A 26221-nucleotide genomic window follows, 5' to 3' on the forward strand; every position below is an offset into this window, starting at 1 on the left:
ATTCTAATAGAACTTAATTAAGTTAATATTAACATATTAGTTTTAATAAGCTAATTGTTAAAATATTTTTTAAAGTGTCGAGATTTTGAGTGTTTTGGGTTAATTCCTGATTTGCCTCCACTTCAATTCCCAGGTATTGTTCGCTTGTATAGACCTTTCTCATCATGCTAGTGAAACCATCACTCACCCCTCGATAGGGGTAATTCATTCTAATTTTGTATATCGGAGTTTGGGTGTGGATTTCTTTTTTCCACTGACTGGCCAGAGTTTTTTCTGGAGAGCGTTGCGGATCATACAGTAATCCTATATCTGTATTGCGGACAATGTTATGTAAAACAGGAGTAAAGCTATGAATGGACAAATGCCACACTTGTGAGCCCAGATCAATATTTTTTTTAATCAAGGCCATGACCTGTTGGCGAAACGGCCAATAATACAGGTCCATAATTTTTTGTTTTTCTTCAGGCGATAAATCTCGGGTAATCTCAGAGAAACAACGGGGGTGATTCATACTTTTGTTGCAATCGACAAGAAGTCTTGTGGTCGTCGCCTGAATAAAATCACAGGAAAGCTTTTTTGATAGATGCTCTGCTATGGCTAAGGCACCAAAGTCAACACCTCGATGACTGGCTAAAAGGTTTTTAAACGGAGCAAATAAAGTATGGTACGGTTCTGGTACGATATCAACAGCATGCTCACAACTGATTATTAAAGCTATTTTTTTCATCATGGCATAAATTGCTGATTGGAAATAAGGCAGTGAGTCAGTTGATAATATATTTTTTGTAACAAGTTTTTATCCATATCGTTACCAATAGCACGCAGAATACGCTCGCTTAAACTCCCTTGACTTAATATCAGCTCAAGAGCTAACTGTTGTTTGTGTTCTAATTCAGAACAGATTTTTTCTATCAATTGTGACCATATCTCTCTAAGAGTCAGAGCACGATGAGGTAATTGCCACTGAGTCATTAGTTCTCTGTCATCAACTTTTACCGCCAGTCCTTTTGTTATGCTTTGATCAAATACCTGTTTTAAACGCTCAGTGTCACAAGGATTATCGAGATAGTATCCAGAGGAGGCTTGCCAATACTTTAAGATAGCATTGATGGCCGTTGCTATGGCAATATCAGCATCTACACATTCCTGGCTGTCCAAAATACGAATTTCTATGGCTTTATGATCAAATTTTGGAATTGCTGCCCGTGAATTTAACCATTGGTGTTGTAATATCTTGTTTGGATCATGCGGGTTAATATCTTGATACATCGGAGCAAGAATTTTTTGATGGTATTCCTCTTCTGTACGAATAAATTCAGGAATAATGTCCCCACTTATGGAGGGAATGCGTCTTTGGTTTCGACAATAGAAATACAGCCTTGAGTCCAATAATCCGGTAGCTTTTCCGTCAAGTAAAGGAGAGCTCGCTGCAAGGGCCGGCAATAAGGGTAGGAGAAGGCGAATAATATTATGCAATTGACAAAATTCCTCCTGATTGGAGTAGGGAAGGTTAACATGCATGCTTTGTAAATTCGCCCAGCCGTGGCCTTGACAGTCAAATATAGTGTCAAATTGATTATAAATAGCGTGACTACCATGTGGCCAGCGCACTGTTTCAGAATGTGGGTTCATCCAGGGATGGGTTCCAGTAGGTAATAGTAACAGGTTATGTTGCTCAAGAAGAGGTTGTAATCTCAAAATGGTATTTTGAAAGGATTCGGCAATGGGTGTATCAGGGGATTTGGGACCATTATTTTTTAGTTCTAATACATGCATCACCAATTCATTACTAATAGCAATGTCGCCTAACTCTACTTGATTGACCAGCTCCCCAGCTAAAGCACTTAAAATCAAATCGCTTTTAGGTTGAACATTTAAAGTGTCTCTATCAACTAACATATACTCTATTTCTATACCCAATACAGAAAAAATAGGGAAGTTAGACATAACCGTGTTTCCTGCGAATACGTTGTAAAAAGACGTTCATAATTTGGTGGTATATATTTTCACCCAAAATTTGATCTTCAAGACCGTTGTCTATATTGGGATTGTCATTGACCTCTATGACGTAATGCTTATTACCATGACTTTTGATATCTACGCCGTATAAGCCATTTCCAATTAAGCGTGTACTTTTTAAAGCGATTTTAAGAATTGCCTCTGGTACTGCATGGATGGGAAGTGTTTCATGATCCCCCTCCTTTTGTTCCTGTGTACCGTGCCAATCATAGATCTGCCAATGCCCTTTGGCCATAAAATAACGGCAGGCAAAAAGAGGTTTATTATCCAGAATACCAATTCGCCAATCGAATTCAGTAGGAATAAACGGTTGGATTACAACTAAATCTGATGTTTTGAAAAATTGGCCTAGTGATTTTTGTAAAGATTTTTCATCGTCAATTTTAACGACTCCATGGGAAAAGGCGCTGTCTGGTTTTTTTAAAACACAGGGGAATTCTATTTTTGGCAATTGTTCATCATATTTACTAATAAACAGGGTGTCAGGGGTCATGATTTGGTGGCTGCTTAACAGTTCAGCAAGATATACTTTATTGGAACATTTGATGATCGATTGGGGATCATCAATAACCACCAGATTTTCCTGTGCAGCACGGCGTGATAAGCGATAAGTATAGTGGTTTACCGAGGTGGTTGCTCTTATAAATAAGGCATCATATTCTGCAATCGACTTACTTTCATTTTTATCAATAATATCAACGTTTAATCCTAACTCTTCACCACAAGAAGTAAAGAATTCCAATGCTTTTTTATTTGAGGGGGCATTGGGTTCTGTTGGATCTACAAGGATAGCCAGATCGTGAAAGCGTTGTTTTTTGCGCCATTGGTGGACTCTTTTTTTCGATAGATAATTTTCAGCAGCTTCACGCATAAATTCCAAATGTTGTACTGGAACATCGGATAGAGATAACGGCGTTAATGATTTAATTTTCCATTGTTTTTTCTTTTCCAGTGTAAAGCGAATCAAGGGCAATGGAAATAGACCATGTAATTGTTTGGCTAGAGTGGCGTATTTTTTGGCCATATTTTGACCAAAATACAAACTTAAGGTAAATTCATTACCCTTAAGATCGTGTAAACTATGCTGAATTTCTTCATGAGTATCTTGCGAGATTAATTTGGATAGACTGACATTTAAAACATCCTGAATGCTGTGAACAGAAGGCAAAGCTTTATGATCATGGGCCTGTGCCAACAGCGATACGTAATAACCTATAGTTTGATAATTATACGATTGGCAAAGATTAATGACTCGAAAAGATTTACTCTGGTGGTATTCATCGCCACTAAGGTAGTCTCTGGCATGTACTATAGGAGCAAGTTCACTTAAAAAAGACCAACTTTTAAGATTATCAGTAACTATAACTGTTTGCATTTATCTCTCTTTGGGTTCAATGATGAGTAAATTGGCATCGTAAGTTAGTACACCAAGCATTATCGAGTTAATCAAGCGATTTATACTTACTTTATAATAATTATTATGAAAAAGTGGGTTTTTTGCATGAGGGTCAGCAATCACTACAAGTCGTTTTTTTTGATCGTACCCACAAAGCACTACAAAATGTCCACACGGCGTGCCACGAATGTCATCGTAAACTGATTTACCTTCCGGAGTAAAGTATTCCCGTGAACTACGATATAAGTATGTGGCACTTAGAGCAGTTAAAATGGGGATACCTTTTTTAAAGTATTTTTTTAATAAATCCACATTGAGTGAGTTCATGCTAATTTTGCCGTCCAACTTTAAATAATCAAGGTAGGCCAGGGTTTCTTCTTTCATGTAGGGATCAGTTTTGTATTCCATTTGGGTGCCAAGTTTTTCTATTAAAAATTGATTATCGGCCTGGCCGTGGTGAAACCAGGTGGGATCAAAAAGATTTAAATTATAAATATAAATACGGGTTTGAAAGCCATTTAGTAAGGCATGCTTTGCTAACATGGGTGTTAATGTGCCACCAGAAAGGGAGCGATCAGTGCCGTGAATAATTTCGTCCAAGGGTATATTGACACCATAAAATTTATAGATAGCATGCAAGCTTGTTGGACCACAACTCTCATCATCAGGTTGGGTTTGGATTATAAGATCTATCATATATTCCGGCCTCAAGGAGGTGAAAATAAAATTTCACCATGATTTTAAATTAGACTTGCTTGGATATTTTGTCAAATTCAGTAATGCGGCGGAGTACGTGTTATTTTTTTAGCGTCAGGATAAATTCATTGTATTACTTTAAGTGAAAGCTCCAGAGTAAAATTGGCGACCTCTTCTGGTTGATTGTAATAATTAATATAGGCTTTGATGTCAATTGGTTTATTGACTCGTTCTCCTGAAACCTGAGATTCTGCTATCATATTTTTGACTGTTTCTCCGGCAGTGCAGACGAAATAAACATCAGACTCCGGTCGGCGCAAAAATTGGGCTTGAAATGATTTAAAGGCTAAAGATACTTTGCACTTTGCCAGATCAGCATAATAAAATCCATGTAATCCAGCAGCTAAATCAGCACCTACAGCCAAAGCACCAAAATACATTGAATTTAAATGATTACGGCTACGTTTTCTTAATGGGATGCGCAGTACTAATTCGTTATCCGATAACTTAATTAAACGGGGTTTTAAATAACCGATTAGGGCTATTTTGAAGTGGCCAAAATACCATAAGAACAATTTAAAACGAGTCAAGAGTTTCATTTATTATCCTTAATTTCTAAAAGGGTAATGATTTTCTTGACCCCCCGTATTGCATTGACTCGTTTTATAATAAAGGTAACCGATTGAGCACGGATAACATTCCCAGATAACGTCACTACGCCATTGGTTGTTGTTGCGTTAATTCCTACCAGAGGGATGGATTCATCGTCCAATACTTTGGCCTTGAGTACCGCAGTTTCAACCTTTGCGGTAATGAAAGCATCGGTAAATGCAGTATTAACTTTTTTGATATACAAAGTATTGGCGCGAACTGATTTCACCCCTTGAGTGGTTTTAGCTATACGCAATGCCTCAACAAATGCTTGCCTGTCTTTGACATGGCCACGTAACCGAACCACTCCCTGCGATGTTGATACCGAAACCTTTAATGGATTGATGTTTTTATTTTCGGTAAATTGGGCAGTAATTTTAGTAGTAATTAAAGAGTCACTTAGGTCTTGTTCTATTTTTTTAAGATTATTGGCTTGAGTCTGACTTATAAAGGAAAGTAACGTGAGAGAAATAAAACAATAAAGGATATAACGCATTGTGCTCTCCACTTAATATTCGTTCGTTCGTTCGTTCAGATTTCAGATTAGTATACTCGTATAGTTACTTATACCCAATGCCCATTTAACGAGAGTGACCAAAAAATTAAGCATTGTCTGTAATTGTTAATAGTCACTTTTTATAATATCCATGCTTTGAATAACATAGGGTTCCTCACTATCGGCACTTCTTAAAAGAACTATGATTGAGAAAAAAAGCTCTATTTTTAATTCGGGCAATACCACTGCTTGATTAACGCGCCAGAAATGGATGCCTGATGATAACCCTTGGCCAACTACGATGGGCTCGTCTTTTAAATAAGGATGTACAATGAGTTGCTGCTTGCGTGAGGTATCGATATAGTTACTCAGAAATCCGAGCAGGGCATTCCAGGAGTCGTAGGAATAATTATTACGAATTGGTGCCAAGTTATCTTGTTTTTGCTCAAAATATATTGAGAGAGTATCTGACAGAGTTTGCTTTACCCATTCACCTACATCGGGATTTGGATTGGCATGTGAAAAAGATGAATACACCAGGAGAGTTATACTAATTGCACGCAAAAGAAATTTCATCTTTAAATTCCTTTTTTCAGTAGAATGACCGTTTGTCTTATTAGTATAGCAGAGCTATACTTGTTTCTTTTTAAATCAAAATATGAACTATATGCATACTATCAGTATTCGGGGCGCAAGAACTCACAATCTTAAAAATCTGGACCTGGATCTCCCGAGAGATAAATTAATTGTAATTACTGGCTTGTCTGGATCTGGAAAATCTTCCTTGGCTTTTGATACCTTATACGCTGAAGGACAGCGACGTTATGTAGAATCTTTATCTGCTTATGCAAGACAATTTTTATCCATGATGGAAAAACCAGATGTAGATTCTATTGAAGGTTTATCTCCTGCTATTTCTATTGAACAAAAAGCAACCTCACATAATCCTCGTTCTACGGTGGGAACAATCACTGAAATTTATGATTATTTACGCTTGCTTTATGCTCGAGTTGGTGAGCCGCGCTGTCCAACTCATCACATAAGTCTGCATGCTCAAACTATTAGTCAGATGGTCGATCAGGTTTTAACTTTACCCGCTGACAGCAAGGTAATGATTTTAGCCCCTGTAGTGCGCGATCGCAAAGGAGAACATGTGCAATTAATCCAACAATTGCAAGCTCAGGGTTATGTTCGTGCCCGGATCGACGGTGAGCTTTGCGAATTAGATTCCCCGCCCAAACTGGGTTTGCGCACCAATCATACTGTTGAGGTTGTTGTAGATAGATTTAAAGTGAGACAGGACATTGCTCAGCGCTTAAGTGAGTCTTTTGAAAATGCGTTGAATTTAGCAGACGGTATAGCCATCGTTTCCTCAATGGATGCTGAGTTTGGAGACCTGCTTTACTCCTCCAAGTTTGCCTGTTCCGAATGTGGTTACAGTTTAAGTGAACTAGAGCCGAGGTTGTTTTCTTTTAATAATCCTATGGGAGCCTGCTCTGCCTGTGATGGTCTGGGTGTGGATCAGTTTTTTGATCCTGGGCGAGTGGTTCATAATGAAACCGCCAGTTTAGCGGAGGGAGCCATTCGAGGATGGGATAAGAAAACCAATTACTATTTTAGTATGCTTGAATCACTTGCTACTCATTATGAATTTGATATCAATACAGCTTTTTGTGATTTATCTGCAGATACGCAGCAAATTATTCTTTATGGAAGTGGTCGAGAAGTAATTGAGTTTAATTATCACAGGCCTAATGGTGGTTACATGGTGAAAAGGCATGCTTTTGAAGGAATAATCCCAAATATGCAGCGTCGTTACCGTGAATCAGATTCCAGCATGATAAGGGAAGATCTTGCGAAATACTTGTCGTCGCGGCCTTGTCAATCTTGCTATGGTGCAAGATTGCGTGAAGAAGCTAGAAATGTTTTTATTGATAATAAAAATTTACCTGAAATTTCCGCCTATTCTATAGAAAAAGCGCATGAATTTTTCAAAAACTTACAGTTAACCGGTTATAGAGGCGAAATTGCGGCAAAAATAAATAAAGAAATTATTGAGCGTTTAGGTTTTTTGGTGAATGTCGGTCTAGATTACCTTTCATTAACTCGAAGTGCTGAAACATTATCAGGAGGTGAGGCGCAACGCATTCGTTTAGCCAGTCAAATAGGCTCTGGATTGGTTGGGGTGATGTATATTTTGGATGAGCCCTCAATTGGTTTACACCAACGCGATAATGATCGATTACTGCAAACACTCATGCATTTACGCAACCAGGGCAATACCGTCATTGTCGTAGAGCATGATGAAGATGCAATTCGTAGTGCCGATTTTGTGCTCGATATAGGCCCCGGAGCTGGCGTGCATGGGGGAGAAATCGTCGCCAGCGGCACTCCAGGGGAGGTGATGCAAAATCCAGCGTCGTTAACCGGGCAATATTTATCTGGCAAGCAAGCCATAGTAATTCCTGATACACGCTTAGCGATTAATCCAGAGAAGATGATCCATTTGAAAGGGGTTACATGTAATAATTTGCAGGAAGTTAATGTTAGTATTCCCTTAGGAGTATTGACTTGTATTACCGGGGTTTCAGGGTCGGGTAAATCCAGTTTAATCAACGATACCTTATACCCCTTAGCTGCGAATACGCTTAATCGAGCCAGTTTATTTATGCCTGGTGCGGTAAAAGAAATTTCAGGTTTGAATTTATGCGACAAAGTAATAGACATTAATCAAAGCCCAATTGGGCGCACACCACGTTCAAATCCCGCAACTTATACCGGCTTATTTACCTTTATAAGAGAGTTATTTTCCGGGACACCTGAGTCTCGGGCTCGTGGTTATCAGCCTGGACGATTTAGTTTTAATGTGAGAGGGGGGCGTTGTGAGGCCTGTCAGGGTGATGGTCTTATTAAGGTAGAAATGCATTTTTTACCTGATATTTATGTTTCCTGTGATGTATGTCACGGTAAGCGTTACAACCGGGAAACTTTGGAAATTCAGTATAAAGGTAAAAACATCCATGAAATTTTAGAAATGACGGTGGAAGATGCTAATGCTTTTTTTGCCGCGATACCCTCACTTGCTAAAAAATGCAAAACGCTGATGGATGTTGGGTTGTCCTATATAAAATTGGGACAAAGTGCTACAACGCTGTCCGGGGGCGAAGCTCAACGGATTAAACTAGCTAAGGAATTATCGAAAAGGGACACTGGAAGCACTTTATATATTCTTGATGAACCAACAACCGGGTTACATTTCCATGATACCAAGCAGTTATTAGCAGTGCTGTTTCGGTTACGCGAACAGGGTAATACGATTGTGATCATTGAGCATAATCTGGATGTGATTAAAACTGCTGACTGGATTATTGATTTGGGTCCTGAAGGTGGAAGTAAAGGGGGGCTTGTTATTGCAACTGGAACTCCTGAAGATGTTGTTCAATGCAAACAGTCTTATACCGGACAGTTTTTAAAGCCAATTCTGGCTTCTTGCCATAAACAACTTCAGTTTTTATAAAATACATTTTATTAATTTAATGGCCATTATATTTCCCGGTTACAGCGCTAGTTTTCTACCGGGCTAGATGACGATCCAGCAGGCTAGTTGCACAGAGCGTCAACTTCCAGTCGTTTTTCTTAGCAAGAATAGTTTTATTATTGCCCGCTGTCATTTTTATTAATTTCAAGCTATAACTTAATTAGGAAATCTTTGCATAGGATAAAAAAATGGGTACATTTTTTATAGCTATTTTAGTACTGGTCGCGCTGTTATTTATCTGGGCTATTAGTATTTATAACACCTTAATTGCTTTAATAGAGGCGATAAATAACAACAAAAAACAAATTGATATACAGCTGGATCGCCGATTTAAAGTATTTGAATCTTTGATTGCGGCAGTTAACCAATATATGGATTATGAAAAAACCACTTTAAAAGATGTAGTGGCTTTACGTAATCAGGCACAGGCAGCCAAAGCCTTAGGGGATGAACAAGGACGGATCGCTGCAGAAAATGGAATCTCTCAGATTGCATCGGGTTTAAATGTTGTTTTTGAGCAATATCCTGATCTAAAAGCCAATCAAAACGTGTTGCAATTACAAGAAGAAATAGTGAACACGGAAAATAAGTTAGCTTATTCCAAACAGGCTTATAACGATGGTATTGAGCGTTATAATGCCAAGAAAAAATCTTTTTTTGAGTCCATTATTGTGTCTCTTTTTGCTTCTTCGTTGGACAAGGAATTTGTTTATTGGGGGCTTCCAGAAGATCAAATTCAAGCTAAGGAAGATTATACGGTTAAATTCTGAGTATAAACTATGGCCATCGCAGAATATCACGCCTCAGCAGGGGATTGGCGTGAACAATTAAAAAAAAATGAGCGTAAGACTCGAGGGGTCATTGCGCTCTTTTTTTTAGTTTATTTGCTTGTTGGTCTGGTGGCTGATACTTTTATTTTACAGTCTGCTTATCCTCAAGCACATCTTTCTCTGGAACAATGTTTTCTTGCTTTAGTTACCTTTAAGGTGGTTCCTTACGCCACATTGCTCATGGTGGGGTTGGCTGTGATTTCTTTATGGATTACCTATGCTTTCTATGACCGGATTATGCTACTAGGCACCGAATATCACGAAGTCACCCCTGAAAAAGCTCAGTCATTGCAAGAAAAGCAACTGTATAATGTCGTTGAAGAGATGAAAGTTGCAGCGGGATTGCAGTATATGCCCAAAATATTTATTATCGAAGCAGATTATATGAATGCTTTTGCCAGTGGCTATAGTGAAAAATCAGCTATGGTAGCGATTACCCGTGGTTTAATGAAAAAATTAGACAGACCAGAACTCCAGGCGGTAATGGCTCATGAGTTAAGCCATATCCGTCACCATGATATTAAATTAACCTTAATGGTGGCTGTACTAAGTAATATTTTATTGATAGTTATAGATATCTTGTTTTATTCAGTAATTTTTCGCCGTGATAAACGTGGGGATAATCGATTAGCCATGGTAATCATTGTCCTACGTTATGTTTTACCCATTATAACAGTATTATTAACCCTGTTTTTGAGTCGAACCCGAGAGTATATGGCGGATTCGGGATGTGTTGAGTTAATGCGTGATAATGAACCCATGGCTCGGGCTTTGCTTAAAATCAACGATGATCATCAACAAAATGCAGAAGAATATGCGCAGCAATACGGTAATACAGCTCACGAGCAAGTAAGGCAGGCTTCTTATTTGTTTGATCCTTCCGGAATTGATCCCGTAAAGTCTTTAAGTAGTGCCTTTTCTACCCATCCATCAATCGATCAACGTTTAGCCGCTCTGGGGTTTAAGCCAAAATAAGGTTCCTGATAGTAAAAACCAGTAAAATAATAAACTATTATTCACGCAGTCCGACTCCTTTTTTCAACAAAATCATATTAAGCACGGTTAGAGCGACAAACATGAGGCAAATAATACTCATAGCCAACGTCATATTTACCTCCTCTTGACCTATCATGGCATGCCTTAAGGCATTCACCATGTATAAAATTGGATTTAAAAAAGAAATTTTCTGCCAAAATACAGGGAGCATACTCGTACTGTAAAATACTCCGCCCAAATAGGTGAGTGGTGTCAAAACAAAGGTTGGGATTAGCATAATCTCATCAAAATTACGAGCCAGCATTGCGTTGGTAAATCCCGCCAGGGAAAATACCGCAGAGACGAGTAAAACCACCAGTAAGGTCATGGGTAAATGATCTAACTCCAGCGTCAAGAAAAAGCTTGCGATAAAGAAAACGAGGATGGCAACAATTAACCCCCTAAAAACCCCCCCCAAAACATAACCCAGTAATAACAAACCATTATGCATGGGGCTTATCAGCATTTCTTCTATACTCTTTTGAAAGCGCACACTAAACAGTGATGTGGAAACATTACCATATGAGTTTACGATAACCGACATCATGATTAAGCCTGGTGCGATAAACATCGGGTAGCTTACCCCCTGTATCGTGCCAATCCGAGGCCCGATCAGACTCCCAAAAATTAAAAAATAGAGTGTGGTGGTAATCACGGGAGGTAAAAATACTTGACTGGCAATACGAACCATACGAACCAGCTCGCGTCTGACCAGAGTATAAAGGGCTATGAGTTGTTGTTTAATGACCATTTTTGATGAGATCCAGAAAAAGCTCTTCCAAGCGGTTGGTTTTATTACGCATACTGTGAACATTAATTTTGTGTTGTGTTAATACTGAAAATACTTCATTTAAGCTTAGATTATTATCAATTCGTAATTCAAAGGTATTTGCGTCAATAAGAATGGTTTTGAATGGGCTCAAATCAGGTAATACTTCTATAGGTTGCTCGGTATTAAAAATAAAAGTCTGGTGATGTAAGGTCTGTAATAATGAACTCATCGACGTATTTTTAATGATTTGTCCTCGATCAATGATGGCAATATTTTTACAAAGTTGCTCGGCTTCCTCCAGATAATGAGTGGTTAGAATAATAGTCGTTCCCTCCTCATTGGTGCGAGTTAAGAATTGCCACATGCTACGCCTGATTTCTATATCAACTCCGGCAGTAGGTTCATCAAGGATGAGTACTTTCGGTTGATGGATCAAAGCTCTTGCTATCATGAGCCGACGCTTCATACCACCGGACAGGTGGCGTACTATAGAGTGTCGTTTGTCCCAAAGTCCCAATTGCTCCAGTAATGATTCAGCTCTGGCTAGGGCTAGTTTTCGAGAAACGCCGTAATAACCGGCTTGGCTCAACAAAATCTGGATGCAATTTTCAAAAATATTGAGGTTTACCTCTTGAGGAACAAGACCCAGACAGGATTTGGCCTTTTCTGGTTCATTATCTAAATCATAGCCATGAATACAGATGCTACCGGACGTTTTATTGACCAAAGTAGTAATTAGGCCAATAGTAGTCGATTTTCCGGCACCATTCGCACCTAACAAAGCAAAAAAATCCCCTGTTTTCACTTTTAAATCAATGCTTTTCACGGCATCAACTCCATTGGCATAAGTTTTAGATAATTGTTTAATGTCTAAGGCATACATAAAGGCTTTTATGAAATAAAAATATCATTATACACGATAATATTTATTCTTCAGCTGAATAAGATATTGAAAAGGCAATCCGGAGCCTACTCCAGTAAGAGAGTTCCTCCCAAAGCTAATCGTCTATGGCTGCGCAAAACAGACGAACGCAGTTTTTTAGGATCTGAATCTAGTCAAAGTTATTTCGTATCATGGTATATTAATAATATCCAGCTGATATTTCAGGATATTGTAGTGTCTCTAACTCATAAAAGTAACACCGATTTATTTAACCCCACTCAATTAGGTGACCTGACACTTTCTAATCGAATTGTTATGGGACCTTTGACTCGCTCCCGTGCTGGAAAAGGAGATGTCCAAGGCCCAATGAACGCAGAATATTATAACCAGCGAGCCTCCGCTGGATTAATTATTTCAGAAGCCACTCAAATTTCCCAACAGGGTAAAGGGTATGCATTCACCCCGGGCATTTATAATGAGCAGCAAACTTTAGGTTGGAAGCTGTCTACAGATGCAGTTCACGCAAAAGGCGGGATTATTTTTGCTCAATTGTGGCATGTGGGTCGAATCTCGCATCCTGATTTGCAAGTAGATAATCAGCCTCCGGTAGCCCCCTCTGCTATTCGCCCAATAGGAAAAGCTTATACTGAGACAGGTTTTCAAGACTATGTCACTCCTCGGGCATTGGCGATCAGCGAAATTCCTAATATTATTGAGCAATATGTTCACGCCAGTGAGTGTGCCAAACGAGCAGGTTTTGATGGTATAGAAATTCATGCGGCAAATGGGTACTTGATTCACCAGTTTCTAAGTGATAAAACCAACAAACGCAAGGATACCTATGGAGGCAGTATTGCTAATCGAGCGCGTTTTCTATTGGAATTGGTCGAGGCATTAATTGCGGTATGGCCAGCAGAACGTATTGGTATTCGGCTCTCACCAGTTACTCATTCAAACGATATTGATGATCATGATCCTATGGCCACTTTTTCTTATGTTGTGAACCAATTAAATCATTTTGGTTTGTCTTATATTCATTGGGTGGAAGGTGAGACCATGGGTCCTCGTACTATTCCTGCTCATTTTAGTTTTGCTGCATTGCGGAAGTTGTTTAATGGTATTTACATAGCAAATAATGGTTATGACTTGCAGTTAGCAGTCAAAGCACGTGAAAATAATTTAGCCGACTTAATTTGCTTCGGTCGTCCTTATATTGCAAATCCTGACTTGGTAGCATGTTTAGAAGCCGGAATAGAATTAATACAGGCACCAAAAGAAACCTGGTATGGTAACGGCACCAAGGGGTATACAGATTGGCCTGCACGCTGCTCGAGATGATCGCAGACTTGGAGCAATACTATAGAACCATCTCAGACATAGAGCGAGTTTTCATCCACCCTGCAATACTGTATCGTGGTTGATGGGTTAAGCACACCTCGTGAGGTAATTCACTCTTAAAACAGATAAAGCGGTTTGCCAGTGGGGAAACTTTTTGTATAAGTTGCTGTTCTTTATCATAGAGAGTCAGTTCACCCCCAAACTCTTCCCGCCAGTCTTCATTAAGATAATAGACACATGAAATTTTTCTGGTTTTTTTCGTTGCAAACTGGTCAATATGTTTTTTATAAAAAGCGCCGGATTGATAGGCTGCGAAATGTGTTTCAAATTCAATCAAACCCAAAAATAGAAATTGATTTAGGATGTTTGCAACTTGGGTCGTTTGTTTTAAATAGGCATGCACTGAAGGTTCCACCGAACCTTCATCCAACCAATAAATTTCATCAGTTCTAATCGTTTTATCATGTTGAACATGAACTAAAGGACCTACTCTAGCGCTTTTAAATAAACCCTGATGATGCATTTCTTTAGCTAGTTTGTGTAATGACCGGCAGTGTTGTACTTCAAGAAAATCATCAATGATGTGAAATCCATGCATATGGAGATTATGGGTCATGAGATCGCTATCAATCAATGTAAGTACCTGATAGAAAAATGAGTCAAGAATGTTACACTAAGACGAAATTCTTGCAAGCGGTTGTTTGGTAGAGAGTCTCACCACGCGATGAAACTCATTTGATTAACTAGCGTAAATTTCTAATCATTTCAGATGTAGCCAGAGCTTTAGGGGGTGGTGCATCCATAATTGGAAATGAATGATGGTGGGTTTGCTCCAGTAAGCGATTTGTCCATGCTATGGCTAAAGCTGAAATGATTAGAGTTAGATGAATGATCACTTGCCACATGACGGAATAGTTGCTTAGTTTAGTAGGGTCAATAAAAGTTTGTAATAAATGAATGGATGAGATACCTATCAAGGAAAGGGCTAGTTTGATTTTCATCGCCCCAGCATCTAAATGATCCAGCCATTCAGGGTTGTCGGGATGTGAGCCTAAATCCAGATGCGATACAAAGGTTTCATATCCCCCCATAACTACCATAATAAGCAGGTTAGCTATCATGACCACATCAATAAGATCCAGAACCCCAAGCATAATATGTGTGTCATCAAACCCATTTAGATGAATAATCAAGGAAAATAACTCACCGATAAATCGATATACATAGGCTGCAAGTATTAGAATAAGGCCTAAATATAAGGGGAGTTGAAGCCATCTTCCCATAAAAATTACTCTGCTGATGTTTTTTCTTACGTTGTTCATTTTATCCTCAGTAAGATATTATGAGAGCGGGAATAGTAACCCTTCTTCATCCAATTGTTAATGCCTGGTTGGCCACTGTTACCAATTTGTGATCATTTAATTGAGATTTTATTCCAAATGCTTCTCATCTCCACAACGTTAATTTTTTTAAATTTTGAAAATAACTCATATTTTGTTATAAAGGTGAGACTCGTGAAGTACGGATAGTAATACTTATTACTTAAAATGTTTATAACGAAGGATTTAAAGATGGGATGGAGAGATCGATTGTGGTCAGCTTATGGTGTGGTTGTCGATACAACTATTGAATCCGTGTCAAATACATTTAATGCAACGGGCTCGCTTGCTTGCATTGCAGGAGGGGCTGTATTTGCTATTTCATTTAAAATAGATGAAGCATTAAACGCATCGTATTATGGAGCTGTCCATGCGATGGGCACAGTTATACTCAGTGCTGAATTTAACGAGTTTAACTACAGAGTAAACGAAACCATACCCTTTGAGGATTCTTTGCAAAAGAGTGGTGGAGTTGCTTATTTAATGAGCGATTATCTTCATAAAGATGTTGTATACACTACAAGTGCTCTTCTTATTTCTTCTGGAACCGTTTTAAGGGCCTTAGGTGCCAATATAAAACAATGGCAGCAGGGAAGGACTGATAAAGCTTATTATAACACTCATCATGGAGTTATGATTTCAAGTCCTGCGGTACAAGAATTTTTATACACCAATGCCGAGTCCTTGTCTGGCTCTTTAGCTTATACCTGTTTAAGTGCGGCTATCGCGGGTACTTTTATTAGTTCTCAAGTAATTAGCCCACGTCAGAGTCTTACTTATCCTTGCGAGGGAGAGTTTCTGGTAAATGAAACAGATTATAATGGCCCTGTAACTGGGGTATCAATCCCGTTGGCATTTATGGTTACTCGTAATATAACGCTTGATTTGTTGGGAGTGGCTTTGATTAAGGCTCAAGTCGAAGGATTGGCTAACGCCACTTATGGCGGGGGGTTGTTCCTTAAACCTGCTGACAAGCCTTCCGACAATGCTTCGGAACCGCCGAGCACGCTTCCTGCAGTGATAGGCGTTAGTGCTTATCTGGCGAATAGTTTTTTTACAAAGAAATTAGTGCACTTACGTGATGAGAGGATTATGCAAGAAACTAATTATAATCAAATTAGTATTAATATCAGTTGAGGCTAAGGGTTATTCGCAATTTATTTTCTTGAGTGTTTGCCCTCAAGTAGATATTGATACTCTCGCCATTGCGGCATAAATTGAGTCATTAAAGTATAAAAGCGTTTATTGTGGCTTGCTTCTACTAGGTGAACTAACTCGTGAACCAGAACATATTCAAGACAGAGCACAGGTTTTTTGATTAGGTTCAGGTTTAGCCAAATCCGACGTGCACGAGTATTGCATGAACCCCAACGAGTTTTCATTTTCTTAATACCCCATTGAGCTACGGTAACACCTATAACTGTTTCCCACTGCTTAATTAATTCAGGTATTAATGACTCCATTTCTCGCCTGTACCAGCGTTCAATAAGCATTTGTATTTGCATTGGGGATGGATTTTGTTGGATATAACAATGAATGAGTTCGTCTTTGACTTTAATGTGGGAAGGGCCATTGTGTTCTTCAATAAGTAACAAATAGCTTTGTCCTTTAAATTTTATCGTAGCCCCTGTTTGGAATACTTCTTCCTGATAAGAGGAGCGCTCTCGAATACGATTGCGTTGGTTGCGAATCCAGTCATTTTTTTCCTGCAAATACTGTCGGATGAATTGTTCACTAAAGCTCAAGGGTGCACTAACCTTGACCAACCCGTTTGGGGGGTAAATACGTAAATTCATATTTTTAATTGGTTTTTTTATAATTTCTATGGAGATGCCATCAATTTCAATAATCATAATAAGGGGGAGTATTGGGCAATTAGCCCGATTATATAGGACAAAATGTTTGGGATATAGGGTTTTACCGCATATCCAGCCAAACTGGCAATGGGCTAAATATGCTTCAGAAAATGTTATCTCAGCTGGACACTCGATTCTTCAACTATTTTATTTCCAGTATCTTGGGGATCAGTATTTAAATTTCCAAATAATGTTTTTTCAATTCCTGTAATAGTTGCCTCAACGACTTCAAAAGATTTAAATCCAAGGGTATATTTTGTGATATTTTTAATACCCCGATGGTCTTGTTCAATCCTATTGTTCCAATATTTTATGCACCTCTCTTCAATCAATAAATGCCATAATCCGCGAATAAAAAGTAAGGTTTTAATTCGCTCGAGAGCTGCGGGATTGGAGCCGGATTTATCAATATTCACCTTCTCTGAAAGCCCACTAGAACCAATGGCTTTTTTGAAAAACTTCAAGACAGCAGGGCGGTCTCCCCTATCTGAAAGCATAAAATCAATGGTCTGACCTTCTCTATCTACTGCCCGATAAAGATAAACCCACTTACCATTCACTTTGATATACGTTTCATCCATTTTCCAACTGCTGATGTAGCCTTAAACCACCACAACCACGGTGAGGTTATTATTCATTTTGGTCTAATGCCGGAATGATTGTAACTATGATATCAATTTCATAGTGTTATTCTCCAGACCAGAAGATAACCGAATGGGTCGATACCCCAAATAGTGTCCATAGGTTATAATTCCGAATCGCTAATAACGGATTGGTTTTACAAAACGGCATTTTACAAATTCAACTAACATACGCGACAACAACGCGGCAGAGGGAAGATTTCAATGAAAATTATTCATGATGGTGACGCGGCATTTGATGATGTTACAGCATTATGTCTTTTACTATGTAGTAAAAACGTAAGTGTAGAAGCGATTACTGTGTCAAATACTGGTGAAGCACATGGGCTTAACGGAGCAGAAAACATGGCAAAGGTATGCTTCCTGCTTGGAATACCAGAGATTCCAATTGCTTATGGTAGTGAAGAGTCATGTGATTCCTCAGGAAAACCCTTTCCAGAGTATATTCGAACAGAGGCTGATAATCTTTTTTTAGGGATCGAACTCCCAAAACATCCTAATCCTAACATAACTAATTCTGCGGTTGATTTGTTGGTTAAAACCCTTGAGGATAGTAATGAAAGAATAGCTATTCTAGCCACAGGACCGCTGACGAACATTGCTGAACTTATTAAAAAATATCCTCAGCTTGCAAAAGAGAAAATTGAAAAAATTGTTATTATGGGTGGAGCTGTACACATTGAAGGAAATATAAAAGCGCTTGATACCAAATCGAATAATACCGTTGCTGAATGGAATATTTATGCCGATCCAAAAGCCGCAGATATTGTTTTCTCATCAACTATACCAATTACGCTTGTACCGCTTGATGCGACGAACCAGGTGCCTATGACAAAAGAATTTTTTGATTCGTTAATCCATAAACAACAACCGGCTTTGAAGCTTATATATCAAATGCTTAAAAAATTGATTGATGATTTGAGTATGGAGACCTTTCTTCAGCAATTTTGTTTATGGGATCCACTAGCAGCTATGATTTGTATCGATCCTCAAATAGCGATTACCGAGCGAATGTTACTGGCCGTGGATCTTGAAACGGCTCAGACCAAACATGTAAGTGGAAATGAAAAAAACTCTTCAACCATAGACGTTGCAATTAAAATTCCAGACGCTGATTTGATTTTAAGAAAACTTATAGACCAAATTATAGACTATTCTTTACATGCTCGACCGAACATAGCGGATACGAATTTCTTTAGAAAATCAGTCAAAGAACGTGTTTTTATGCGAGATGATGGGCTTCAGAATCTATACAATTAAAATTAGCTGAATTTTAAGTTTGTGATGGATAAGGTACCGACCTGTTGTAAAAGATGCTAACGCTTTACACAACATGTAAAAAATGATCTAATTCCGCTAATTTCAATTGATAACTATTTTTGGTGCATTAAAGATGCATACAAATCGTTTCTATTGGAAACAAGCTGACAGGTGAAACGTCAACTTCATCAAGTAAGCCCAGACAAAAAACTAATTATCATTTTAGACAATGGTTCCATACATAAAAGCAGAAAAGTACGGGTTTTTGTTAAGAAACAAGGATGGGGAGAGTTGTTTTTTCTACCACCATACTCACCAGATTATAATTCTATTGAGCGTTTCTGGCTTTGATTAAAACAGAACGTTTATGGCTGTAAATCATTTAAAAAAATGGAAGATCTGATCCAACGATTACGAAAATAAATATGGCATTTTCATGAGGGGACGACTGTTTCGACAATCAGTTTTAATTATGATGCTTATGCTACATTGTTATAGATACTTAATGAGGTCTGATTATTTCCATATCAGGGATTAGCGTTCAGCCCCTTCACATGGACTATCAACATATTCCCCATTAATATCCAACACCATATTCACACTGGCACGTTGATAACGAGTTAAAACATCGTATTGTTTTTTTGTGATATAGCCATAGGAGTTCCCGCAATAAACCAGGGATGAAGCCGACGGCTTTGCTCTTACCTGGACTGGAATATCGCAGTCCCAACGGAACTTACTTAAGTCGCAGTTTGCAAAAACCATAGTGATCGGTAAAAGAAATAAGATCAAGGTGATATGCCATTTATTATTCATTTTATTCTCCACCTGTTTTTTTTATTTATTTTAAGTATAGGATAACAATTAAGGAGATGATGATGTTTCACGTGAAATAAATTCCAATAAGATTTATAGTATGATTTATGATATAAATTAGACAGTTAGATTCCAGAAAGGAATTGATATGCTCTCTTCCACTAAAGAATACGTGCAAGCTCTTCGTGAAGGAAAATATCTTCTTTTTTTAGAGTGGCCCCAATTTATCGCAGAGCTTTATAAAGACGGTGATAATCCTCAAGATGCCGACGACACTATAAATTTATTGGTTTTTGAATGGTTAAATAATGGTTTTTGTTATGAGGATGCAAAAAAAATAGCCCTTTTATTCGCAGTCTCTGATCATTCATCAAGACCGTTAAAAAACAATTTATCTTATGCCATAACTGCTATAGCAATAGCTGTTTTTCAGTGCATGCTCTACCAAGACAATAACTTACAAGGCCATTTTCTGTCTAATGAAGAAAAGAGCAGAGCAGAGATAATAAAATTGATGAATAGTCCCATAGCATATTCGCATGAATCAACTTTAGTTAATTTGGATGATTTAACTTTTCAGCATTTATTAGCAAAGCAACAAGCTATTTTTTTTAGCTGGGTTGAGAGCATGCCAAGCAAAGAGATAGAAGTTGCTCGTAGCTTAATCAGCTCTCTGGCAAATTTGAGGTATCTTGTTGAGGAATACAGTACTCAATTAGAATTAAGTGAAATTTGTGATGAGCTTAAGTCTTCTCGGCTGAGCGTGGCAAAAAGACTTGCTCAGTATTTAAATGGACAATCAGAGCTAAGCGCCACAGTTACAGCAGAAATTAAACTTTATGTAGATAAAATAATGAATATGCAACCTACTGATTTTGAGAAACAATATTTACTGACCCTCTCACCCCAGTCGTTTGACAAAACCTGGCGAATGATAACCAGCATAGGGATAAGTTTTTTTAAAATAATACAACCAATGTCTCCAACTATCATACCGATTGAGTCAGCTCGATTATAAATACATTGCTAATGTATTTTTTTATGCAATCAGCTAAACCTCTTAATGTATAGTGGACCCCAAAAATGAGACAGTGGTGTAAAATAGAAACCATTGTTAAACGGGGTACCAAGTGGCTAAAAAAAAATTTACATCTGACTTCAAAGCAAAGGTAGCAATTGAGGCATTAAAAAGTCACAAGACGACCAATGAATTGGCATCTGAATTTGAGGTGCATGCAACACAAATCAATCTGTGGAAAAAACAATTACTGGATGGAAGCAAGCAATTGTTTAGCGGCAAGCATGACAAAGACATGGACTCCATCATACAAGAACGAGATCGATTATACACGCAAATAGGCCAGCTAGCGGTTGAGTTAGACTGGCTTAAAAAAAAGACCGGTCATCTAAGTTGAGCGTGCGGGAGAAGCGAGCCATGATTGATGTCAATCACCCTACACTCAGCATCGTACGCCAATGTGCATTGGTTAATTTGTCACGCGCTAGCTACTATCGCACTGCTGGCGAAGGAATATGTACCGAGAGCCCAGAGAATCTGGCTTTGATGGTCTTGATTGATGAGGAATACATGCGCCATCCTTTCTATGGAAGCAGAAAGATGCGTTCTTATTTACGTCGCCTTGGCCATGACGTTAACCGTAAGAGAGTGCAGCGTTTGATGCGGATCATGGGTCTGGTTTCAGTGGCACCAAAGCCGAATACGAGTAAAAAGAACAAGGAACAAAAGGTTTATCCCTACTTGCTACGTGGTTTAGTGATTGATCGACCCAATCAGGTTTGGTGCACCGATATTACCTACGTTAGGATGCAAGGAGGCTTTGTATATTTGGTGGCAATAATGGACTGGTATAGCCGCAAGGTGCTCTCTTGGAAGGTATCAAACAGCATGGATGATGACTTTTGTGTAAGCGCGTTGGAGAGCGCCATCAGGCTCCACGGCAGGCCTGATATTTTTAATACGGATCAAGGCTCCCAGTTTACCAGTAAGGCGTTTACCGATGTTTTAAAAGACCATGACATCAAAATTAGCATGGACGGGAAAGGTCGATGGATGGATAATGTGTTCATTGAACGGCTATGGCGTTCAGTCAAATATGAAGATATTTACATAAAAGAATACGGAACAGTTTTAGCACTACGAAATGGTTTAAGGGTGTATTTCAAGTTTTATAACGACGAAAGACCTCATCAATCATTTGGAATATACACGCCGTCAGAGGTTTATGCTGGCCTATATGAGGCTGCAGCGTAATGGAATGCCTGTGGATATGTGGACGCGTCCTGCGGATCAGCCATCGCCCTTCGGGACATGTGGACAAGCCATGGATAACAAAAAGACGTTATCCACCGCTTGACCACACTCGATGGCTTCGCGCCCACATACCCACAGGCTCAATAACAGGTGTTTCATTAACTGCTATTGTGGTTGACTCGTGTGCTACGCACCCTCGTCAACGAAAGAAAGTAGAATTAAAGTTATATCTTAAATTAAACGGATCGCTGTCTTGACAATGGGGTCCACTGTAATGCTTTATGCAGTAACATCTTAATTTTCGTAGCGCAATTATTATATTTGTGCTTCATGAGTAAGCAATGATTCTTTATAGAATAGGGCTTGAGGATTTCCCATATATCCACCTAAATCATTTTGTCCCACCACTCGATGGCAGGGAATAAATAAAGCTAAAGGATTGCGTTTGCAGGCTTGTCCGATAGCTCTCGGGCTGCTTTGCAGTTTTAGAGCCAGCTCCCCATAGGTTAAAGTTCGTCCTACAGGAATTACTAATAAAGCACTCCATACCTTTTGCTGGTAAGCACTGCCTTGCGGCTTTAATGGTAATTGAAAGCGGTGATGTGGATCTGCAAAGTAAGTATTTAATTCGTAGGTAATTAACTGAGTGAGGCTATTTGGAGAAGATTTGACTGCTTTTTTAGTAAAGGAAGAATTATAAATAAAGTGCTCATCATGTACTATCTCAAGCATACCAAAAGGGGTAGTAAAAATAGACACGATGAGCTTTTCTTTCAAGAGTTAGTCGCCTTTTTTCCCAGCTAATTTTTCTTTAATTCGAGCCGCACGTCCAGCCAGGTTACGCAAGTAATACAGTTTGGCACGACGAACATCCCCACGTCTTTTAACAGTGATGCTATCAACAATCGGGCTATAGGTTTGGAAAACACGCTCAACGCCAACGTTGTGGGAAATTTTACGTACAGTAAATGCTGAGTTTAGGCCACGATTACGTTTTGCAATAACAATACCCTCAAAGGCTTGCAAACGCTCACGGGTACCTTCAATTACTTTTACTTGAACCAGAACAGTGTCGCCTGGATTAAATTCAGGAATTTCCTTGCCTTGCATCTGCTCGGCATTTAATTGGTCAATTATATTCGTCATGGACTACTCCTCAAATTGGTTTATCCTCAACAGGAATCACCGTGTTCGCATTTAAACTCAACAAGCAATTGCCTGTCTGTTTCACTTAACTGTATGTGTTCAAGTAAATCCGGGCGTTTAAGCCAGGTTTTACCAAGAGATTGTTTTCTGCGCCATCTCTCAATATCCTTATGGTTCCCTCCTAACAAAACGGGGGGGACTTCCAGCCCTTTGATGGTTGCAGGTCGGGTATAATGAGGGCAGTCGAGCAAGCCATTCATAAACGAATCCTGCTCTGCTGAACCAAGATGCCCAAGACTACCCGGTATTAAGCGAATGATCGCATCAACAAATACCATAGCAGCCAATTCACCACCGCTTAAAACAAAATCTCCTAACGACCATTCTTCATCCACATGATGGCTAATGATACGTTCATCAATTCCTTCATATCGCCCTGCAATAAATAGCAAGGACTGTTTTTCATTCGCCACTTTACTTAGGTCATGCTGGCGAATTACCTTGCCCTGAGGACTTAGGTAAATCGTTTTGCAGCTGCTGGGCAATTGACTTCGTGCATGCTCTATAGCTGTATGCAATGGCTCATACAGCATAACCATTCCTGGTCCACCACCATAAGGCTTATCATCGACCTGTCTGTAAGGTCTTAATGCCCAGTCTCGTGGATTCCAACAATCAATTTTAGCTAAGCCTTGCTCAATTGCCCTGCCTGTTATACCAAAATTTAAACTTTCCAGTATTTCGGGAATTAAGCTGATTACTCCAAAACGCAGCACCACTAAAAATCCAAATCCCAGTCAACGGTAATTATTTGTTGGCTGTCGTTAATATCAATAATAAACTGGCCAGGTAAATAGGGAATTAAATGTCTCTTTTCACCTTGCACTACCAGCACATCATTTGCACCAGTAGGCATGACTTCAACAACGGCTCCAAAAGAGTCTCCTTTTTGGTTAACCACGTTCATGCCAATGAGCTGATGCCAGTAATATTCACCGGTTTCAAGTTCAGCAAGCTGATCTTTTTGTACGGCGATTTCAGTGTTAGTCAAGCGAGCTACTAATTCACGATCCGGGTATCCTTCAATCTGAGCTACAATAGCCTTATTGTGGACTTCGATACTTAATATCTTTACAGGTTGCCATGAACTGCTTAAAAAGGCATGCCAGTCAGTATAACGCAAGATATTATCACGAGGCTCTGTAAAGGAATGAACCGTTACAAATCCTTTGATACCATGAGGTCGGCCAAAACGGCCGATTACTATCCAGTTCGCTTGATTACTCACGTGCTTAAGCAGCTGACTCAGCTTTATTAAATTCTTTAACTAATGCATTAACACGATCGGATAATTGTGCACCAACATTTTGCCAATGGCTCAATTTTTCCAATTCAACGTGAAGACGCACTTCTTGTCCACGTGCTACAGGGTTAAAATAACCAATACGCTCAATGTAACTACCATCGCGACGCTTGCGGCTGTCAGTAACAACCATGTGATAAAAAGGACGCTTTTTTGCGCCGGCTCGTGATAAACGTATAACGACCATTGTTTTCCTCTACTTTAGAGTGGTTACATAAAAATGCCGTGTATTGTACGAAAATTAACTCGACATGTGAAGTAATTCTTGCGAATTATTTTACTAACTATTCAGCACACCCATTTGAACGCCTATACTGGGTACTTCCTGAGAGGTTGTTATGCATAAAAAAGCCTACATTACAAACTGGTTACGCAACATCTCTTAGTCTGCACTCAAATCTGAACGTTCATCAGGACTTTATATTCGTGATGAATAAATACTATTTTAAATCATCTGGAAACATACCCTTCATCCCAGCCATACCGCCAAGTCCTCGCATCATTTTTTGCATTCCGCCAGGCTTGGTAAACTTTTTCATCATCTTTTGCATTTGCTCAAATTGTTTTAATAATCTATTCACATCCTGGATTTGAGTTCCTGATCCGAGAGCGATACGCTTTTTACGTGAGCCAACAATTATTTTAGGAATACGTCTTTCTTTCGGTGTCATTGAGTTGATAATAGCTACAGTTTGAGCCAATGCTTTGTCATTTACCTGTTGCATTGCCTGTTGCGGCATTTGGCTTATACCAGGCAATTTACTCATCATGCCAGCAACTCCTCCCATGTTATTCATTTGCAGGAGTTGTTGTTTAAAATCTTCCAGATCAAAGCCCTTACCTTTTTTTAATTTGTTAGCTAATTTTTCACTGGCCTGTTTATCAGCCTTGCGCTCAACTTCTTCAATGAGAGTGAGAATATCGCCCATACCAAGTATTCTAGAGGCGATACGCTCCGGATGAAAAGGCTCTAAAGCTTCTACTTTCTCACCGCTACCTATAAATTTAATCGGTTGACCTGTAATTTGTCTTACGGAAAGAGCTGCTCCACCCCGAGCATCACCATCGGTTTTCGTAAGAATTACTCCAGTTAAAGGTAAGGCTTCGTGGAAGGCTTTAGCGGTATTCGCTGCATCTTGCCCTGTCATGCTATCTACAATAAACAGAGTTTCAATTGGATTTACTTCATGATGCAGTGCTTTAATTTCATCCATCATGTCTGAGTCGATGTGCATGCGGCCTGCAGTATCGATGATTAGTATGTCCATATACTGCTTTTTGGCACTGTCTAATGCTTTTTGCGCAATAGTTATGGGCTGTTCACTGGACTCTGCCGGGAAGAACGCTACATCAATCTGATCGGCCAGTACTTTAAGTTGCTGGATGGCGGCTGGTCGATAAACGTCAACACTGACCAGCATTACTTTCTTGTTCTCGGTTTCTTTTAAATAGCGGGCAAGTTTCGCGGTGCTGGTTGTTTTACCCGAGCCTTGTAAGCCCGCCATCAAAAATACAGCGGGCGGCTGTGTTTTAAAATTAAGCTCGGCGCGTTCGTCACCCATCACATGGATTAATTCATCATGGACTGTTTTAATAAATGCCTGATCAGGATTTAAGCTGGTTAGGACATCTTTCCCCAGGGCTTTTTGTTTAACTTGTTCAATAAATTCTTTAATAACAGGGAGCGCTACATCTGCCTCAATTAGCGACAGTCTTACTTCGCGCAAGGCTTGTTGGATATTTTCTTCTGTTAAACGACCCAGCCCTCGGAGGTTTTTAAAGGTGCGGGTCAAACGTTCGGTTAAGTTGTCAAACATAAATAGTACCCGAAAAA

Annotated in this window: 28 protein-coding genes and 1 pseudogene; 9 read left to right on the top strand and 20 right to left on the bottom strand. The window is 39.1% G+C overall.

The genetic code is table 11. The annotated features are described in order from the left end of the window. Positions 1-28: 28 nt before the first annotated feature. The 7 genes from HRS36_RS02125 to HRS36_RS02155 all read right to left on the bottom strand — a co-directional run bounded on the left by HRS36_RS02125 (position 29) and on the right by HRS36_RS02155 (position 5834). Positions 29-730 (bottom strand): N-formylglutamate amidohydrolase, encoded by a 702-nt coding sequence (locus HRS36_RS02125; protein ID WP_226905545.1) that lies wholly within the window; start codon positions 728-730, stop codon positions 29-31. Beyond that, on the bottom strand, positions 727-1947 hold the full coding sequence (locus HRS36_RS02130; protein ID WP_173236043.1) for a glutamate-cysteine ligase family protein: 1221 nt from the start codon (positions 1945-1947) through the stop codon (positions 727-729). Before HRS36_RS02130 ends, HRS36_RS02125 begins: the two co-directional genes overlap by 4 nt. Then, positions 1940-3394: a RimK family protein gene (locus HRS36_RS02135; RefSeq protein WP_173236044.1), complete on the bottom strand. Its 1455-nt coding sequence runs from the start codon at positions 3392-3394 to the stop codon at positions 1940-1942. Before HRS36_RS02135 ends, HRS36_RS02130 begins: the two co-directional genes overlap by 8 nt. After that, positions 3395-4111 carry a C39 family peptidase gene (locus HRS36_RS02140; RefSeq protein WP_173236045.1) on the bottom strand — a complete coding sequence of 239 codons (717 nt, stop codon included), beginning with the start codon at positions 4109-4111 and terminating at the stop codon, positions 3395-3397. A 125-nt stretch (positions 4112-4236) separates the two neighbouring features. After that, a complete protein-coding gene (locus HRS36_RS02145; RefSeq protein ID WP_173236046.1) occupies positions 4237-4710 on the bottom strand; it encodes a DUF4442 domain-containing protein in 474 nt (157 codons plus the stop codon). Then, positions 4707-5258 (bottom strand): BON domain-containing protein, encoded by a 552-nt coding sequence (locus HRS36_RS02150; protein WP_173236047.1) that lies wholly within the window; start codon positions 5256-5258, stop codon positions 4707-4709. Before HRS36_RS02150 ends, HRS36_RS02145 begins: the two co-directional genes overlap by 4 nt. A 126-nt stretch (positions 5259-5384) precedes the next feature. After that, positions 5385-5834 carry a DotI/IcmL/TraM family protein gene (locus HRS36_RS02155; protein ID WP_173236048.1) on the bottom strand — a complete coding sequence of 150 codons (450 nt, stop codon included), beginning with the start codon at positions 5832-5834 and terminating at the stop codon, positions 5385-5387. A gap of 91 nt (positions 5835-5925) precedes the next feature. Between HRS36_RS02155 and uvrA the strand changes: the two genes are divergently transcribed. The 3 genes from uvrA to htpX all read left to right on the top strand — a co-directional run bounded on the left by uvrA (position 5926) and on the right by htpX (position 10601). Then, positions 5926-8775: an excinuclease ABC subunit UvrA gene (gene uvrA / locus HRS36_RS02160; protein ID WP_173236049.1), complete on the top strand. Its 2850-nt coding sequence runs from the start codon at positions 5926-5928 to the stop codon at positions 8773-8775. Positions 8776-8984: 209 nt separating this feature from the next. After that, positions 8985-9566, top strand: coding sequence for a LemA family protein (locus tag HRS36_RS02165; protein WP_173236050.1), 582 nt, complete (start codon positions 8985-8987; stop codon positions 9564-9566). A gap of 9 nt (positions 9567-9575) precedes the next feature. After that, positions 9576-10601 carry a zinc metalloprotease HtpX gene (gene htpX, locus HRS36_RS02170; protein ID WP_173236051.1) on the top strand — a complete coding sequence of 342 codons (1026 nt, stop codon included), beginning with the start codon at positions 9576-9578 and terminating at the stop codon, positions 10599-10601. A 37-nt stretch (positions 10602-10638) separates the two neighbouring features. Here htpX and HRS36_RS02175 read toward each other — a convergent pair whose 3' ends face one another. Together HRS36_RS02175 and HRS36_RS02180 are read right to left on the bottom strand one after the other, a co-directional pair. Beyond that, a complete protein-coding gene (locus tag HRS36_RS02175) occupies positions 10639-11412 on the bottom strand; it encodes an ABC transporter permease (protein ID WP_173236052.1) in 774 nt (257 codons plus the stop codon). Further along, positions 11402-12316, bottom strand: coding sequence for an ABC transporter ATP-binding protein (locus tag HRS36_RS02180; RefSeq protein ID WP_173236053.1), 915 nt, complete (start codon positions 12314-12316; stop codon positions 11402-11404). The genes HRS36_RS02175 and HRS36_RS02180 overlap by 11 nt, the downstream gene beginning before the upstream one ends. Positions 12317-12550: 234 nt before the next feature. On the opposite strand from HRS36_RS02180, the gene HRS36_RS02185 reads away from it, so the two are divergent. After that, positions 12551-13654: an alkene reductase gene (locus HRS36_RS02185; RefSeq protein ID WP_173236054.1), complete on the top strand. Its 1104-nt coding sequence runs from the start codon at positions 12551-12553 to the stop codon at positions 13652-13654. A 19-nt stretch (positions 13655-13673) separates the two neighbouring features. On the opposite strand, the gene HRS36_RS02190 is transcribed toward HRS36_RS02185, so the two are convergent. Both HRS36_RS02190 and HRS36_RS02195 read right to left on the bottom strand, forming a co-directional pair. Beyond that, positions 13674-14288 carry a 2OG-Fe(II) oxygenase gene (locus HRS36_RS02190; RefSeq protein ID WP_173236055.1) on the bottom strand — a complete coding sequence of 205 codons (615 nt, stop codon included), beginning with the start codon at positions 14286-14288 and terminating at the stop codon, positions 13674-13676. Between the two features lie 109 nt (positions 14289-14397). After that, the gene (locus HRS36_RS02195) at positions 14398-14976 is read right to left on the bottom strand and encodes a TIGR00645 family protein (RefSeq protein WP_173236056.1); all 579 of its coding nucleotides are present in this window, start codon (positions 14974-14976) and stop codon (positions 14398-14400) included. A 249-nt stretch (positions 14977-15225) separates the two neighbouring features. On the opposite strand from HRS36_RS02195, the gene HRS36_RS02200 reads away from it, so the two are divergent. Beyond that, a complete protein-coding gene (locus tag HRS36_RS02200; RefSeq protein ID WP_173236057.1) occupies positions 15226-16170 on the top strand; it encodes a hypothetical protein in 945 nt (314 codons plus the stop codon). 20 nt (positions 16171-16190) lie between these two features. On the opposite strand, the gene HRS36_RS02205 is transcribed toward HRS36_RS02200, so the two are convergent. Further along, positions 16191-16886 (bottom strand): M48 family metallopeptidase, encoded by a 696-nt coding sequence (locus tag HRS36_RS02205; RefSeq protein ID WP_173236058.1) that lies wholly within the window; start codon positions 16884-16886, stop codon positions 16191-16193. A 116-nt stretch (positions 16887-17002) separates the two neighbouring features. Further along, complete coding sequence (locus HRS36_RS02210; protein WP_173236059.1) at positions 17003-17470, bottom strand: DDE-type integrase/transposase/recombinase; 468 nt, start codon at positions 17468-17470, stop codon at positions 17003-17005. A 264-nt stretch (positions 17471-17734) separates the two neighbouring features. On the opposite strand from HRS36_RS02210, the gene HRS36_RS02215 reads away from it, so the two are divergent. Both HRS36_RS02215 and HRS36_RS19000 read left to right on the top strand, forming a co-directional pair. Next, positions 17735-18790 carry a nucleoside hydrolase gene (locus HRS36_RS02215; RefSeq protein WP_173236060.1) on the top strand — a complete coding sequence of 352 codons (1056 nt, stop codon included), beginning with the start codon at positions 17735-17737 and terminating at the stop codon, positions 18788-18790. A gap of 171 nt (positions 18791-18961) precedes the next feature. Continuing rightward, positions 18962-19141, top strand: coding sequence for a transposase (locus HRS36_RS19000; RefSeq protein ID WP_173236061.1), 180 nt, complete (start codon positions 18962-18964; stop codon positions 19139-19141). Between the two features lie 183 nt (positions 19142-19324). Here the strand turns inward: HRS36_RS19000 and HRS36_RS02225 are convergent, their stop codons facing one another. Further along, positions 19325-19606, bottom strand: coding sequence for a hypothetical protein (locus HRS36_RS02225; protein WP_173236062.1), 282 nt, complete (start codon positions 19604-19606; stop codon positions 19325-19327). Between the two features lie 148 nt (positions 19607-19754). Here HRS36_RS02225 and HRS36_RS02230 point away from each other — a divergent pair, with 148 nt between their 5' ends. Then, entirely contained in the window at positions 19755-20624 is an 870-nt protein-coding gene (locus HRS36_RS02230) for a helical bundle domain-containing protein (protein WP_173236063.1), read from the top strand. A gap of 112 nt (positions 20625-20736) precedes the next feature. After that, positions 20737-21878: pseudogene (locus tag HRS36_RS02235) on the top strand (IS3 family transposase). A 315-nt stretch (positions 21879-22193) separates the two neighbouring features. Here HRS36_RS02235 and HRS36_RS02240 read toward each other — a convergent pair. The 6 genes from HRS36_RS02240 to ffh all read right to left on the bottom strand — a co-directional run bounded on the left by HRS36_RS02240 (position 22194) and on the right by ffh (position 26204). Then, the gene (locus HRS36_RS02240; RefSeq protein WP_173238417.1) at positions 22194-22610 is read right to left on the bottom strand and encodes a methylated-DNA--[protein]-cysteine S-methyltransferase; all 417 of its coding nucleotides are present in this window, start codon (positions 22608-22610) and stop codon (positions 22194-22196) included. A 48-nt stretch (positions 22611-22658) separates the two neighbouring features. Beyond that, entirely contained in the window at positions 22659-23024 is a 366-nt protein-coding gene (gene rplS, locus HRS36_RS02245) for a 50S ribosomal protein L19 (RefSeq protein ID WP_173236064.1), read from the bottom strand. A 26-nt stretch (positions 23025-23050) separates the two neighbouring features. Beyond that, positions 23051-23803, bottom strand: a complete 753-nt coding sequence (gene trmD / locus HRS36_RS02250) for a tRNA (guanosine(37)-N1)-methyltransferase TrmD (protein ID WP_173236065.1) — start codon at positions 23801-23803, stop codon at positions 23051-23053. Beyond that, entirely contained in the window at positions 23803-24312 is a 510-nt protein-coding gene (rimM, locus tag HRS36_RS02255; protein ID WP_173236066.1) for a ribosome maturation factor RimM, read from the bottom strand. Before rimM ends, trmD begins: the two co-directional genes overlap by 1 nt. Before the next feature lie 4 nt (positions 24313-24316). Next, the gene (rpsP, locus tag HRS36_RS02260) at positions 24317-24574 is read right to left on the bottom strand and encodes a 30S ribosomal protein S16 (RefSeq protein ID WP_173236067.1); all 258 of its coding nucleotides are present in this window, start codon (positions 24572-24574) and stop codon (positions 24317-24319) included. Between the two features lie 253 nt (positions 24575-24827). Then, on the bottom strand, positions 24828-26204 hold the full coding sequence (gene ffh, locus HRS36_RS02265) for a signal recognition particle protein (RefSeq protein WP_173236068.1): 1377 nt from the start codon (positions 26202-26204) through the stop codon (positions 24828-24830). Between the last annotated feature and the right edge of the window lie 17 nt (positions 26205-26221).

This window comes from Legionella antarctica, assembly GCF_011764505.1.
Classification (GTDB): Bacteria; Pseudomonadota; Gammaproteobacteria; order Legionellales; family Legionellaceae; genus Legionella; species Legionella antarctica.

Bases quoted from the DNA above. Each gene is read 5' to 3' on its own strand.
- HRS36_RS02125 (WP_226905545.1), bottom strand. From the start codon at position 730: ATGATGAAAAAAATAGCTTTAATAATCAGTTGTGAGCATGCTGTTGAT.
- HRS36_RS02130 (WP_173236043.1), bottom strand. From the start codon at position 1,947: ATGTCTAACTTCCCTATTTTTTCTGTATTGGGTATAGAAATAGAGTAT.
- HRS36_RS02135 (WP_173236044.1), bottom strand. From the start codon at position 3,394: ATGCAAACAGTTATAGTTACTGATAATCTTAAAAGTTGGTCTTTTTTA.
- HRS36_RS02140 (WP_173236045.1), bottom strand. From the start codon at position 4,111: ATGATAGATCTTATAATCCAAACCCAACCTGATGATGAGAGTTGTGGT.
- HRS36_RS02145 (WP_173236046.1), bottom strand. From the start codon at position 4,710: ATGAAACTCTTGACTCGTTTTAAATTGTTCTTATGGTATTTTGGCCAC.
- HRS36_RS02150 (WP_173236047.1), bottom strand. From the start codon at position 5,258: ATGCGTTATATCCTTTATTGTTTTATTTCTCTCACGTTACTTTCCTTT.
- HRS36_RS02155 (WP_173236048.1), bottom strand. From the start codon at position 5,834: ATGAAATTTCTTTTGCGTGCAATTAGTATAACTCTCCTGGTGTATTCA.
- uvrA (WP_173236049.1), top strand. From the start codon at position 5,926: ATGCATACTATCAGTATTCGGGGCGCAAGAACTCACAATCTTAAAAAT.
- HRS36_RS02165 (WP_173236050.1), top strand. From the start codon at position 8,985: ATGGGTACATTTTTTATAGCTATTTTAGTACTGGTCGCGCTGTTATTT.
- htpX (WP_173236051.1), top strand. From the start codon at position 9,576: ATGGCCATCGCAGAATATCACGCCTCAGCAGGGGATTGGCGTGAACAA.
- HRS36_RS02175 (WP_173236052.1), bottom strand. From the start codon at position 11,412: ATGGTCATTAAACAACAACTCATAGCCCTTTATACTCTGGTCAGACGC.
- HRS36_RS02180 (WP_173236053.1), bottom strand. From the start codon at position 12,316: ATGTATGCCTTAGACATTAAACAATTATCTAAAACTTATGCCAATGGA.
- HRS36_RS02195 (WP_173236056.1), bottom strand. From the start codon at position 14,976: ATGAACAACGTAAGAAAAAACATCAGCAGAGTAATTTTTATGGGAAGA.
- HRS36_RS02200 (WP_173236057.1), top strand. From the start codon at position 15,226: ATGGGATGGAGAGATCGATTGTGGTCAGCTTATGGTGTGGTTGTCGAT.
- HRS36_RS02205 (WP_173236058.1), bottom strand. From the start codon at position 16,886: ATGATTATTGAAATTGATGGCATCTCCATAGAAATTATAAAAAAACCA.
- HRS36_RS02210 (WP_173236059.1), bottom strand. From the start codon at position 17,470: ATGGATGAAACGTATATCAAAGTGAATGGTAAGTGGGTTTATCTTTAT.
- HRS36_RS02215 (WP_173236060.1), top strand. From the start codon at position 17,735: ATGAAAATTATTCATGATGGTGACGCGGCATTTGATGATGTTACAGCA.
- HRS36_RS02225 (WP_173236062.1), bottom strand. From the start codon at position 19,606: ATGAATAATAAATGGCATATCACCTTGATCTTATTTCTTTTACCGATC.
- HRS36_RS02230 (WP_173236063.1), top strand. From the start codon at position 19,755: ATGCTCTCTTCCACTAAAGAATACGTGCAAGCTCTTCGTGAAGGAAAA.
- HRS36_RS02240 (WP_173238417.1), bottom strand. From the start codon at position 22,610: ATGCTTGAGATAGTACATGATGAGCACTTTATTTATAATTCTTCCTTT.
- rplS (WP_173236064.1), bottom strand. From the start codon at position 23,024: ATGACGAATATAATTGACCAATTAAATGCCGAGCAGATGCAAGGCAAG.
- rpsP (WP_173236067.1), bottom strand. From the start codon at position 24,574: ATGGTCGTTATACGTTTATCACGAGCCGGCGCAAAAAAGCGTCCTTTT.
- ffh (WP_173236068.1), bottom strand. From the start codon at position 26,204: ATGTTTGACAACTTAACCGAACGTTTGACCCGCACCTTTAAAAACCTC.